Consider the following 12,400-nt stretch of genomic DNA (forward strand, 5'->3'; position numbering starts at 1 on the left):
TGTCACAGCCGCCCATCGCGAGGGCGGCCAGCACACCGGAGAGCAGTGAGGCTCGGGTCGGGTCGATCATGGGATGTCTCCCGCCTATCCGGCGGTCTCCTCCCGGGCGGACACGAGGCCGGGCGCGGAGGACTCCGAGGCCAGCCAGCGCGTGAGGGGCCAGGCGAGCAACAGGGCGAGTGCGCCGAAGAGGTGCAACCGCACCGTCAGCGGCAACTGGGCGATGAGCGTCGCGTCCGGCTGGAGCGTCACCAGCGAGCGCAGGTACGGCACCACCACGCTCACGTACCAGGCCGAGGCCCACCGGTAGGACACGGCGATGACGAGGCCATTGAGCACCTCGGCCAGCAGCAGCACCTGGAAGGGCAGCCACGCACGGGCGCCGGGGTCACGGCCCGACAGCCTGCGGGCGATGCTCGCCACCAGGCCCCAGGCCAGCATCATCCCGCCGATGAGCCCCACCACCTCCAGGAGGAAGAGGCGCATGGGCGAGCGGATGAAGAGCTGCACCGGCTGCGGCAGGAGGAAACAGGCCGCGTGCCACAGCAGCATGATGGTGGCGCCCACCACCAGGGACACGGCCGCCGAGCCGGTGCCCTCGCGCTCGACCCATTGCCCCACCCAGGCGGAGAGCCGCTCACGGTGGCGCAACCAGGCGGGCACGCCCACGGCGAGCACCAACACCAGGTACGGAAGGGAATCGTAGAGGAACGTGCTGCTCACGTGTCGCCTCGCTCTCTCAGTCCTTCGCGCGGCCACGGCCGCCCAGGACGATGCCGATGAAGCCCAGCGCGACGCCCATCCCCACGAAGCCCAGGTAGAAGAAGTCCCGGTCCTTTCGGGGCGGCGTGCCGTCGCGCGAGACGCTCGCCAGATACGCCTTCACCTCGTACTGCTCCGCGTCCGTCAGCGGCGCCTTCCCGTAGAGGTCCTTCATCAGCGGGAAGTCCATGTCCTTCAGCGCGGGCGTCAGCTTGCGCTCGCCCAGCCGCGCGTAGGCGAAGGTCAGGTCACGCGCCAGCGTGCCCCCCCCCACCACGCCAATGTCGCGCACGTTGTGGCAGCCGATGCACGGCGGGCCCCCGTTGGCCAACGCCGCCCGGCCCTCGAAGAGCTGACGGCCGTGCTCGATCTGCTCGGGCGTGGCGTCCGAGGCCAGCTTCGGCCCCGTGTCCCCCGGCTGGCAGCTGCCCTTCTCCGCGCAGTCCCGGAAGAACGCGAACAGGCCCTTGCGCTCGTCATCGGTGAGCTGCTGGTCCGGCATCCGGATGCCGTTGAACTTCCCGAGCAGCTCGTTGGCGATCGGATCGCCGCCGTCGATCATCGCGCCCGGACTCTTCAAGAAGGAGGTGACCCAGGACTCCTCGCGGCGCGTCAGCACGCCCATCAGGTCCGGGCCCACCCGGTCACCCTGACCGACCGTGTGACAGCTCGCGCAGCGCTGGTTGAAGAGCTGTGCCCCCTCGGGCACTCCCTGCGCCGCCGCCGGCAGCGCGGCGAGCAACGCCAGCATCGGCAAGGCGGCGACGGCCAGTGCCCGCCCTCGGCGTCGGCTCAGGACGTATGTATCCATCGCGGAGTGCCCCTCCTCGTGAGAGCCCGGCTCCCTCGCCTGGCTCACCGCGCCGCTCTGCAACCGCAAGGCCAGCAGCCGGTCGGGCCTCACTCCGAGAGCACACGCGCTTCCACGTGAAGTGTCGGGTGCGCAGCATTTGCGCCCGCGCATTTCCCGCGCGCAGCATTTGCCGCGCACGCACTCTGACGACGTCTCTTCCGCGAGCCCGAGGCGTATCGCTTGCAGTGCTCCGGGGCACCTCCATGAGCACGCACTTCCGCCCGGAACCATCCCCCGCACGTCTTGATCTCGGCTCCCTCTTCTTGGGACCCAAAGGAGAGAACGCAGATACCTTCGAGCGCCTGTTGCTCGAGGCCTTCCGAGACCACGTCTTCTGGCGCCGCAACCTCCACCCCGAGGACGGCTTCTTGATTCAAGAAGCGGAGAAGCGCGCACCGGGCTACGAGGACTCCGTCTCGAGGCTCTCGCAGGAGCTGCTCGGACTGCTGGGCCAGCTCAAGGGAGGCGTGCCCTCCTTCAGTCCCCGCTACATCGGGCACATGTGCTCGGACCTCACGATGGCGAGCCTCATCGGCTACTTCGCCACGATGCTCTACAACCCCAACAACGTGTCGGCGGAGGCCTCGCCCGTGACGACGCGCTTGGAGCTGGAGGTGGCCGGGCAGCTGGCGCGGATGGTGGGCTACGAGCCGGAGAGGTATTGGGGACACCTCACCTCGGGCGGCACGGTGGCCAACTTCGAGGCGCTGTGGGTCGCGCGCAACGTGAAGTACCTCCCGGTGGCGCTGCGGCACGCCGCGGAGGAGGCCGGCGTGAAGAAGCTGGAGGTACGGCTGCCGGACGGCCGGGAGACGCGCTTGAGTGAGCTGAGCCTGTGGCAGCTCCTCAATGTGACGCCCGAGGCCGCCTTGGACGCGCTGGAGCGCCTGCGTTCACTGCTGGGAGACCCGGGCCGGGCGCTGGAGCGGGTGACGCGCCACTCACTGGCGGGACTGGGCTACCAGGAGTTCGGCCTGCGGCTGGCCTCCGAGTTCAAGGACGCGCTGCCTCCCGGCGTGGTGCTGGTGCCCTCCACGGCGCACTACTCCTGGGAGAAGACGTGCCGGGCGCTGGGCATCGGAGCGCGGCAGCTCATCCACGTGCCGGTGGACACGAACTTCCGCATGTCGCCCTCGGCGCTGGAGGACACGCTGCGCACGCTGGCGGTGCGCCGGCAGCCGGTCATCGCCTGCGTGGCCGTCATGGGCTCCACGGAGGAGAGCGCGGTGGACCGGTTGGATCTGCTCGCGGACATGCGGGAGCGGCTGGGCCGGGAGCTGGGCATGGCGTTCCACCTGCACGCGGACGCGGCCTGGGGCGGCTACGCGGCCTCCATCACCCGGAGCGCGGCCGGCGAGCGCCGCACCTATGAGGAGACGCTCGCGGACTACGCGCCGGAGGCGTGGCCCACGGAGGGCGTGTACCGGGCCCTGTGCGCGCTGGAGCGGACGGACTCGGTCACCATTGATCCGCACAAGCTGGGGTACATGCCGTACCCGGCGGGCAGCATCACGTTCCGGGACAAGCGGGTGCGCGACCTGGTGTCGGTGGAGGCGCCGTACCTCTTCCACACCGGAGGCCATGAGAGCGCCTACCTGGGCCGCTCCATCTTCGAGGGCTCGAAGCCCGGCGCGGCGGCGGCCGGCGTGTGGATGAGCCACCAGGTGCTGCCACTGAACGCCAGCGGGTACGGGCGGTTGGTGGGCGAGACGGCGAAGGGGGCCATGGCGCTCCACCGGCGCATCGCGGGCGGGGACTGGGCGCCGTTCAAGCTGGTGCCGCTGCCGCCGTCGGACCTGAACATCGTCTGCTTCGCGGTGGGGCACCCGTCGCTGGAGACGCTGGAGCGGACCAATGCCTTCGTGGACCGCATCTACCGGGCGCTGAGCGTGGGCCCGGACACGCTGAAGCGCCCGGACTACTACGTGACGAAGACGGAGCTGCGCGCCCATGAATACGGGCGCGCGGCCCTTCCCACGGTGGAGCGGCTCGGCTTCACCCACGCGGACTACGACCGGGCCGGAGGGGTGGCCGTGCTGCGCTGCACGGTGATGGATCCGTTCCTCGCCTCGCGCCGCGGCAAGGTGGACTACATCCGCGGCTTCATCCAGACGCTCGGGGAGGTGATGCGCGCGGAGCTGGAAGCCGCCCGGCGCTGATTCACCCGCCGATGGGGGTGCTGGCCATCAGGCTCCGGCCGATGGACAGGATGCCGCCGATGATGAGCACCAGCGCCCCGCCCACGCCGATGAGCGGCAGCAGGTAGCCGGGGTTGGGGCGCTTCCGGTTGATCACCAGCATCGCGTGCGCGAGGCCCGCCGCCGCCACCATCATCACCAGGTGGCCCCAGAACGCCGGGTAGAAGGCCCAACCCGACTGCGGCAGGACGCCCAGCAGGATGATCCCCAGCAGGATCTGCGTGTCGAGGAGGCCAGCGAAGCTGGAGCCGATGATGCGCACGGACTTGTCCACGGGCCGCTTCGTGGCGAGCCCGAAGGCGAAGTACGCGACGGCAACCAGCCCCATCAGGAGCACGAGGTAGCGCAGCCCGGAGTGGGCGTAATAGAGCATTCTCATGGCCGCGCTTCCTAGCGCCCCCCAGGCCGGGAGGCGAGCCTTTACGTCGGATCCGGCTTCGGAGTGGTCTTCGTGCTCGGCGGCAACGTGGGCGGCGCGAGCACCTCGGGCCCGGGCAGCTCCCCGGTGAGGCTCTTCAGGTAGGCCACGATGTCGTCCACCTCGGGCTCACTGAAGGTCATGCCCAGCTGGTGCTTCGCCATCAACCGCACCGCCTGGGGCAGCTCCGTCACCGAGCCATCGTGGAACCAGGGGCCCGTCTTCTCCACGTTGCGCAGCGTGGGCACGCGGAACTTGTGCAGATCCTCCTCGTTCTTCGTCACCTCGAAGCGGCCCTTGTCCCCGGTGGGGTACTCCTCGATGAGGCCCAGCTTCTGGAAGGAGGTGCCGCCCACCGCCGGGCCGTTGTGGCATGTGGTGCAGCCCGAGGCGGCGAACAACTCCAGCCCGCGCCGCTCCTGCTCGGTGAGGGCGCTCTCGTCCCCCGCGAGGAACTTGTCGAAGCGCGCGGTGGTGAGGAGCTTGCGCTCGAAGGCGGCGATGGCCCGCGCGGCGTTGGCCACGTTCACCGGTTTCTTCTCGCCGGGGAAGGCCTCCTTGAAGCCCTTCACGTACTGCGGAATGGAGTTGAGCGTGGCCAGCACGCGCTTCTCGTCCGGCATGGCCATCTCCACCGGGTTCATCATCGGCCCCGCGGCCTGCTCCTCGAGCGTCGCGGCGCGGCCATCCCAGAACTGCGCGATGTGGCCCGCCGCGTGGAACACGGTGGGCGCGTTGCGCGTGCCCTTCTGGCCCTTGTGCCCCTCGGAGGTGGGCTTGCCGTCCACGCCGAAGGTGGCCAGGTCATGGCAGCTGTTGCACGAGATGTCGTGGTTCTTCGACAGGCGGTTCTCGAAGAAGAGCAGGCGTCCCAGGGCGATCCGTGCCGCGGTGTCCTCCGGAGTCTCGGCCTTCACGGCGGCGGACGGGCGGAAGAAGGAGACGAGCTTCTCGTGGCTCATCCTCGGCTTCGGCGGCTCCGCGGGAGCAGGCGCGGGCGCCGGGGCCGCCGCGGCGGTGGCGGGCTTGGACTCGGGCGGAGGGGACTCCTTGCTGCACGAGGAAGAGAAGGCGCCCAGCGATACCAGGCCGACGCCGAGCAAGAGCCGATTCCGCATCATCACCAACAACCTCCCAAGAGGAGCATCACCGAGCCATTCCTACCATCACCCGGCACTCCTTGGGGATGACCCCCCGCGTGCACCGACACCGTCAGCAGGGGCCTCCTCCCGCCTGGAAGCCCTCCCCCGCTCCCCTGGCCAGCGAGCACACCGCCGTCGCGCTGGAAGAAGAGCCGATCGACCGCCCAGGCCAGACCGAGCCCGGTGGCCGTCCCCAGCACGTCCCACGTCAGGTCCTTGAAGGAGAAGAAGCTCCCGCGCCCGGCGTCGTAGAGCTCCTTCGCCACGCCCGCGCCGAGCGCCACGCCCGCCCCGGAGAGCCACCGCGCCTCGGGGGCCTCGAAGAGCAGCGCGCCCCCGGCGTACCCCGCACCCGCCAGGCCCACGCTGACGCCATAGTGCAGGGCCTTGTCCTGCCCGAACCAGTCATCCAGCGAGGGAATCTCGGGCTCCGCGCCCCGGGCGGAGAGGGGCACGAGCAACGACAAACACAACACGGCCAGGAGGTTTTCACGGGCTGTCATGGCGCCATGACACCACCCCCGGGGGCCCGCGTCAGCGCCCGGCGTCCGATTTCGAGACGCGCGGCCCGCTTGCACGTATGCTTGGGATCCGTGACCCCTCCCGGAACCTCGCTCTTCGATCTCCGCAAGCCCTCGTCCCGTCATCCCGGACTCGACGGCGCACGAGGATTGGCCGTGGTGGCGATGGTGCTGGGGCACACGCTGGACGCGCTGCTCGCGCCGGAGATGCGCGCCAACGCCTGGGTCCAGCGGTACTGGGAGCTGCGCGGCATCACCGCCCCCCTCTTCCTGCTGGTGGCCGGCTTCGCGGTGGTGGCGGCGCTCGGCACCTCGCAGGAGAGCGCGGGCCGCACCTTCGGCCGCCGGGCCCGGCGCGCGCTGCTGCTGCTCTTCCTCGGCTACCTGGTGCACTGGCCGGGCTGGGACACCGTGCATGCGCTCGGCTGGGGAGAGCCGCTGCGCTCGCTCGTCTTCACCTTCGACGCGCTGCAGAGCATCGCGGTGAGCCTGCTGGTGGGCGCCGCGGTGCTGGTGCTGGCGCGCGGCACCTGGACACGGGCCGTGGTGCTCGGCGTGCTCGCCGTGGGCATTCCCCTGGCGAGCACCTGGATGTGGAGCGCCGCCACGGGCTGGCCCGTGGAGCTGCGCCAGGCGGTGGGGATGCCGGGCGCGCGCTTCCCCCTCTTCCCCTGGGCGGGCTTCTTCTTCGCCGGGGCGCTCGCGGCCCACCTGCTGCGCCTGCTGCGGCCCGGCTGGCCCCAGGGCCTGGCCCTGCTGGCGCTCGGCACGGGGCTGCTCGTGCTCACGCGCCAGTTGCACCCGGACTGGAGCCCCACCAGCGCCTGGCTCGTGGCCTTCCGCGTGGGGCAGGGCTTCCTGGTGCTGGGCGCCGTCAACCTGCTGCCCCGCTTCGTCTCCGGGCTGCTGGCCCCCCTGGGCCGCGCCTCCCTCTGGCTCTACGTGCTGCACCTGCCCATGGTGTACGGCTGGGCGGGGACACCGGGCCTCGCCGGGCGCGTGGGCCCCCACCTCGGCCTGCTGCCCGCGCTGGGCGTGGGCCTCGGGCTGCTGGCGGTGTGCTTCGCCATCGCCCGCCTCTGGCAGGTGGTGCGCGGAAAAAGCCGCTCCGCCTCCGACTCCACCACGTGGCGCGCGCGCCCCGTCCCCATGAGCAACGCCGCCCTCCGCTCTGGCCAGCGCATCTAGCAAGGCATTTACTTCCACCCGGAGCACGGGTACATGCCTTGCCACTTCACTCCCAGGCAGTTCAAGCGAGGAAACATGCACCTGCTGCGCAAGCTGTCCAAAGCCGCCGTCCTCTGCGTTGCCGCCACCGGCCTCTCGGGCTGCGCGGGCATCGCCTTCCCCGGTGCCATCGGCTTCTCCAGCCTGTACGCCAACTCCGTTGGCAACACCTTCGTGAATGAGCAGACCAAGCTGGGCTCCAAGTCCGGCGAGGGCTGTGCGACGTCCATCCTCGGCCTCATCACCACCGGCGACGCGGGCGTGAACGAGGCGGCGCGCAAGGCCAACATCAACCGCGTCACCCACATCGACTACCGCTTCGAGAACATCCTCGGCATCTACGCCAAGTACTGCGCCATCGTTTACGGCGACTAGCTGTTTCCCCGGTGCCGCGTCCCCGCCCACGAGGCCGAGGGACGCGGTGTCCCGCCCGGCCGAGGGCGTTTCCCCCCGGCCCCCGAGGCTGCTAATTTCCCTTGGCTTCCGGCCCCCCCACGTGGACCCGACCAGGTCCCTGGCCGCGGAGCTCAGTGGAGAGCGCAGACCTCATGAAACTCAAGACCCTCGTTCGTCCCCTCCTCCTGGCCGCCGCGACCGCGGGCGCCGCTGCCTTCGCGCAGGCGGCCAGGCCGGCCGCTCCGGCTGCCCCCGCTACTCCGGCTGCCCAGAAGGCCGTCATCGACCGTGCCCTGCTCACCGTCTTCAAGGCGCTGCCGGCCCGTTTCGAGGACCCCAAGAATCCCATCACCGCGGAGAAGGTGGAGCTGGGACGCATGCTGTACTTCGAGAACCGCCTCTCGAAGAACCACGACCTGTCCTGCAACAGCTGCCACGACCTGAACAAGTACGGCGTGGACGGCAAGCCCTTCTCGCCGGGCCACAAGAAGCAGCTGGGCGGCCGCAACTCGCCCACCGTGTACAACGCCGGTGGCCACGTCCTGCAGTTCTGGGACGGCCGCGCCCCCAACCTCGAGGAGCAGGCCAAGGGCCCCATCCTCAACCCCGTCGAGATGGCCATGCCCAACGAGGCGCGCGTCGTCGAGACGCTCAAGTCCATCCCCGGCTATGTCACGGCCTTCCAGAAGGCCTTCCCGGGCGAGGCCGACCCGGTGACGTACAACAACCTGGGCCTGGCCATCGGCGCCTTCGAGCGCCAGCTCGTCACCCCCTCGCGCTTCGACAAGTACCTGTCCGGTGACGAGACCGCGCTCAACGACGCGGAGAAGATGGGCCTCAAGAAGTACATGGAGCAGGGCTGCCAGACCTGCCACAACGGCCCCGCCCTCGGCGGCTCGCTGCAGAAGCTGGGCCTGGTGATGCCCTACCAGTCCAAGGACCAGGGCCGCTTCGATCACACGAAGAAGGAGTCGGACCGGATGATCTTCCGCGTCCCCACCCTGCGCAACGTGGCCAAGACGGCGCCCTACTTCCACGACGGCTCGGTGAAGGACCTGCAGACGGCCGTGAAGCTGATGGCCCAGCACCAGTTCGGCAAGCAGATCAGCGACGAGGACACGAAGCACATCGTGACCTTCCTCGACTCGCTCACCGGCGAGCTGCCCAAGAGCTACATCGCCAAGCCGAAGCTGCCGGCCAGCGGCCCGAAGACCCCGAAGCCGGATCCGACGTGAGCCGGAGGTGAAGCACCCGCCCCCGCGCGCCGAGAGGTAACGCGGGGGTCCTCCGCCCGGCGGGGTTGGCTACGACGCCATCCGCTGCCGGGAGGGGGGCTCGGTGGCCCGGCCGCGCTCGTCGAGGGCACGGACCACCGACTCCAGGGCCACGATGCGCCGCCCGGCGCGCCCCGGAGCCCACTGCTCGGGAAGCCGAGAGCCCAACAGCTCCGCCCCGTGCTCCACCCCACCCGGCTTGCTCTTGAGCGCCCGCGCGCACGCGAGCCGCACGTTGAGCGCCTCGGGCACGGGGAAGCCGTCGCGGCGCAGCAGCTCCAATGCGAACGTCGTCCACACCGCGAGCTTGTCACCCGGGCGAACGAAGGCCTGGAAGCGCGCGAGGCCCGACTCGAGCGGCTCACCGGCCCGGAGTGTCTCCTCCGGCAGCTCCACGTGCAGACAGGTGCTGCGTGCCAGCGGCTGGCGCGGGGCGAGCACGGCCTGGAAGCGCTCGCCCGTGGCCGGGCGCATGGCCACCAGGTGCACCAGCTCGGAGGGAAGGGCCTGCTCCGCGGGGTGGGCGTTGGCCTCGGCGTAGAGCAGCACGAGGTGCTCGAAGTTCTCCGCGATGGTGCGCAGCTCCAACGGCGGCTGCCACGCGGACTTGAAGATGCGCCGGCGAGGCGGCTCCGTCCGGGATTCCTGGCGGTCCAACTGGGTGTCCACCATGAACTCGAAGGGGTTGAGCAGGGTGTCGAAACGCTCCTGGTGGCCCTCGAGGGCGCCCAGCACTTCCACCACGGCCTCGATGGTGGAGACGCAGTGCTCGGCCGGCTCGGCGCGGATGCGGTAGTTGCTCGGGCGGCGCGGGACGAAGCCGATGCGTGGCAGGCCGGCCAGGAGCGGGTTCGTCTTCACCAGCTTGCGAGCCAGGGGCCAGGTGCCGTCCACCACGATGAGCGTCTCGGGAGGGTTCAGCCGCGCCTCTTCCAGGGGGATGGCCTCCTCGCCCGGGAAGAGGACGGCCACGCGCTCGGGGTGGGCGGCGAGCGCCTCGAGCCGGGCATGGCCGGAGAAGTCCACGCCCACGTGGAGCTCGGAGTTGAGCAGCGACAGGTGGGCCATGCGGGCGGTGCCGATGGCCACCCGCCGCTCACGAGGGTGCTGCAGGAAGACGACACGCGTGCGCGAGTCCACCTGGGGCACGCGCGCGCAGTAGCACGTGGACTGGGGACGCAGGCAGCGGAGACAGAGGGAGCGCACCCCGCCGCTTTAACGGTACCCCGGGGGGGCCGGCAAGGACTGGCGGTGGGAAGGTGGGCCGGGGAGCCCCTGTGTGCCCGGCTGCCTGGAGGGGGACGAGGGAGAGAGGGGCCCGGTCAGTCCAGGAAACGGCGCTCCCAGCGGAGCATGTCCTCGGGGCGCAGGTCACCCATCCATTTCGTCTGGTGATGGAGGTGGGGCTCCAGGAGCCGGGCGAGTGCACGGTGGAGGGGAAGCGTCTGACCCGCCTCCACATCGCCTGTCTCCGGCCGCTCGCCCAGCGTGATGAGCACCCGGTCTCCACTCATCTCCTGAATGGAAATGCCCGGGAGCGCCAGCCGCTCACGCAGTCCCGCCACCCCGCCGAGCTTCCCGAGCACCGGCTGCCCGAGGAAGTTCATCCAGTGCACTCCATCCACCCAGGTGCTCATGCGAAGGCTTGCCTCGTTCCGAGCCAGCTCCACTCCTGGATAGCGTGGACGGATGAGTTCGATAGCCTCATGGAAATCCGAGCGGCGCGCGCAGAGAACGAAATCCACATAGCCCGAGTTGAAAGGGAGCTCCGCAGCCAGTTCGAGCGCCAGCTCACGAATCCGCTCAGGCCCCTGTTCCTCCAGGTATTCCGTGGGCAGGCGAAAATACAAGACACTCACATCATCCTTGCGGTCCGGCCAAGGGAGGGGAACGACGTCCAAACCTCGATAGTCCATGTAGAATCCAGCGAACCTGGCAGGATCCTCCCACACCCGCACGAAAGCGGAGGTATCCGGCCCTGGCTCCAGCGCCTCCTCGCAAATCTTCTGCCACGAGGAGTCATCGAGTGGCTCGGTTTGTCCATCACCCGCGTACCAGGCTAGCTCATGGGGACGTATCCGTTGCCGGAAGGCGTTCATGGCACGAATGACTGCTGGAGCGATCTGTTCATTGGGAAGCTGCATGTAAAAACACATCAGCAACGCATCACTCGCAACCAGCCCGCCGCGAAAATCGTGGCGCCGCAATTTCGGGTATCGCATGAACAGCACCCTTTCCTAGTCCTCTCGCACTACACCTTGGCGCGGGGAAACCAACCTTGGCTTCACCTGAAGGGCATCTTCATAGACAGCCCCCTGATCTTCATCCTTCCAACGACCTACCGTATAGCTTCCCCATTGAGCACCGTTCGACGCAGGGCAAGGAAACTTGAGATCGTACACGTGTACGATGAAGCCCTTCTCATCCAGGAGGACGACATCCGGCTCGATGGTGCCCCACAGTCCCTTCCAGCCCTTCTCCGACACAATCTGTTTCACCCTTGTCTCGTGCAAGAATGTCCACATGCCAGTCACATCATCCAGCTGGAAACGGGGATGGAGCAGGTAGCGCTCGGGTAGCAGTTTGTCCAACGCCTCGCGCAGACATGGCCAGGACTCCTCGTGCTTGAAGAGCCCCAGGTACACGGCCCACGTCGTCTTCTCACCCACCTTCACCTGCTGGCAGAGTTCCCGGCTCGGGCTCCGACCGTTGAAGTGGTAGTCGTTGACCTTCTGGTCCGCCTGCCGCACACACTGCTCGATGGCCCTCTCCACCTTCGCGAGCAGGTCCGTGGCCAGTGCCACGCCCTTGCGCTCGGCGGAGTTGATCTGGGGAATCAACGCCCCTGCCATGACCACTACCGTGGCGCCAGCGGCGATCTTCGTGGAAGTGGAAACGGAACGCGGTGCCGTCTCGGCCACGTGCGCCATTTCGGATGAGCCGGTGCATTGTTCCCACTGCCCGGGGTTCTTCTTGAGGCAACACTCGGGCGTCAGATCTCGTGGACCGCACTCCCCCACCACCTCCACCGAGTCCAGTTCCGACAGGCATCCCGTCTGGTGGACGGCCAGGAGCACCAGAGCCGATAGGAGCCTGCTCTTCGCGCGATGGAACATGGAACCCATGGTAACTTGAAGCAACACCATGAGCACATCAACTGGGGACGGACAGGAGCGTCCAGAGATTGGGTCGCCTCCGCGGGAGGCTGGAGCGGGGACACAACCCGGGTCTCGCCGCCGCTTGCTGCGATGGGCCCTGGGGATGGTGCCCATCGCAATGGGAGGTGGCTGGGCCACCTCCCGGTGGCTCGACGAGCGCGAGCAGCGCATGCAGGAGGAAGAACTGGGGCCGGAGGACGGATGGGAAGTCGAGGGCGGGCGCGTCCTGAGAGGGGGACCCGAGAAACACAGCAAGAGTCCGGAAGCCCGGGCCGCGGATCTCGCCCAGGAAGCCGCCTGGTATTCCTTCGCGGGCAACTATAACGCCGGCATCACGGCGAACCTGGCGCTCCAGGTATTTCCGTCCTCCGCGCCGGCCCGGCTGGTGAGGGCCTGCTGGTACATGCAGGAGAACGCATGGCGCGTGGTGCGGGAGGATCTCTCGGCCCCT

At 69.0% G+C, this 12,400-nt stretch carries 13 protein-coding genes; 5 read left to right on the plus strand and 8 right to left on the minus strand.

The features are described 5' to 3' along the window. Positions 1-84 precede the first annotated feature (84 nt). Together Q664_RS34010 and Q664_RS34015 are read right to left on the minus strand one after the other, a co-directional pair. Positions 85-723, minus strand: a complete 639-nt coding sequence (locus Q664_RS34010; RefSeq protein WP_043405260.1) for a respiratory nitrate reductase subunit gamma — start codon at positions 721-723, stop codon at positions 85-87. Positions 724-739: 16 nt separating this feature from the next. Then, positions 740-1,573 (minus strand): c-type cytochrome, encoded by an 834-nt coding sequence (locus tag Q664_RS34015; RefSeq protein WP_043405288.1) that lies wholly within the window; start codon positions 1,571-1,573, stop codon positions 740-742. Between the two features lie 305 nt (positions 1,574-1,878). Between Q664_RS34015 and Q664_RS34020 the strand changes: the two genes are divergently transcribed. After that, positions 1,879-3,774, plus strand: a complete 1,896-nt coding sequence (locus Q664_RS34020) for a pyridoxal phosphate-dependent decarboxylase family protein (RefSeq protein WP_152622497.1) — start codon at positions 1,879-1,881, stop codon at positions 3,772-3,774. A gap of 1 nt (position 3,775) precedes the next feature. Here Q664_RS34020 and Q664_RS34025 read toward each other — a convergent pair whose 3' ends face one another. From Q664_RS34025 to Q664_RS60215, 3 genes are read right to left on the minus strand one after another with little or no spacing between them, the layout of a single operon-like run. Next, positions 3,776-4,192, minus strand: coding sequence for a hypothetical protein (locus Q664_RS34025; protein WP_043405263.1), 417 nt, complete (start codon positions 4,190-4,192; stop codon positions 3,776-3,778). 41 nt (positions 4,193-4,233) lie between these two features. Continuing rightward, a complete protein-coding gene (locus tag Q664_RS34030) occupies positions 4,234-5,352 on the minus strand; it encodes a cytochrome-c peroxidase (protein WP_043405266.1) in 1,119 nt (372 codons plus the stop codon). Beyond that, positions 5,352-5,876: a YfiM family protein gene (locus Q664_RS60215; protein WP_200883802.1), complete on the minus strand. Its 525-nt coding sequence runs from the start codon at positions 5,874-5,876 to the stop codon at positions 5,352-5,354. Before Q664_RS60215 ends, Q664_RS34030 begins: the two co-directional genes overlap by 1 nt. Positions 5,877-5,966: 90 nt before the next feature. Between Q664_RS60215 and Q664_RS34040 the strand changes: the two genes are divergently transcribed. The 3 genes from Q664_RS34040 to Q664_RS34050 all read left to right on the plus strand — a co-directional run bounded on the left by Q664_RS34040 (position 5,967) and on the right by Q664_RS34050 (position 8,752). Then, the gene (locus Q664_RS34040; protein ID WP_043405270.1) at positions 5,967-7,082 is read left to right on the plus strand and encodes an acyltransferase family protein; all 1,116 of its coding nucleotides are present in this window, start codon (positions 5,967-5,969) and stop codon (positions 7,080-7,082) included. Between the two features lie 33 nt (positions 7,083-7,115). Further along, entirely contained in the window at positions 7,116-7,496 is a 381-nt protein-coding gene (locus Q664_RS53045) for a TRL-like family protein (RefSeq protein WP_152622498.1), read from the plus strand. 173 nt (positions 7,497-7,669) lie between these two features. After that, positions 7,670-8,752: a cytochrome-c peroxidase gene (locus Q664_RS34050; protein WP_043405276.1), complete on the plus strand. Its 1,083-nt coding sequence runs from the start codon at positions 7,670-7,672 to the stop codon at positions 8,750-8,752. A gap of 69 nt (positions 8,753-8,821) precedes the next feature. Here the strand turns inward: Q664_RS34050 and Q664_RS34055 are convergent, their stop codons facing one another. From Q664_RS34055 to Q664_RS34065, 3 genes are all read right to left on the minus strand, one after another. Then, positions 8,822-9,997, minus strand: a complete 1,176-nt coding sequence (locus tag Q664_RS34055; RefSeq protein ID WP_043405279.1) for a tRNA-uridine aminocarboxypropyltransferase — start codon at positions 9,995-9,997, stop codon at positions 8,822-8,824. Positions 9,998-10,113: 116 nt separating this feature from the next. Further along, a complete protein-coding gene (locus Q664_RS34060; RefSeq protein ID WP_152622499.1) occupies positions 10,114-11,013 on the minus strand; it encodes a type VI immunity family protein in 900 nt (299 codons plus the stop codon). A 15-nt stretch (positions 11,014-11,028) separates the two neighbouring features. Further along, positions 11,029-11,916 (minus strand): hypothetical protein, encoded by an 888-nt coding sequence (locus Q664_RS34065; protein ID WP_152622500.1) that lies wholly within the window; start codon positions 11,914-11,916, stop codon positions 11,029-11,031. Positions 11,917-12,052: 136 nt separating this feature from the next. Between Q664_RS34065 and Q664_RS34070 the strand changes: the two genes are divergently transcribed. After that, the coding region (locus Q664_RS34070; RefSeq protein WP_152622501.1) for a hypothetical protein at positions 12,053-12,400 on the plus strand (348 nt) is incomplete at its 3' end.

It is taken from the genome of Archangium violaceum Cb vi76, from assembly GCF_000733295.1.
Lineage (GTDB): Bacteria > Myxococcota > Myxococcia > Myxococcales > Myxococcaceae > Archangium > Archangium violaceum.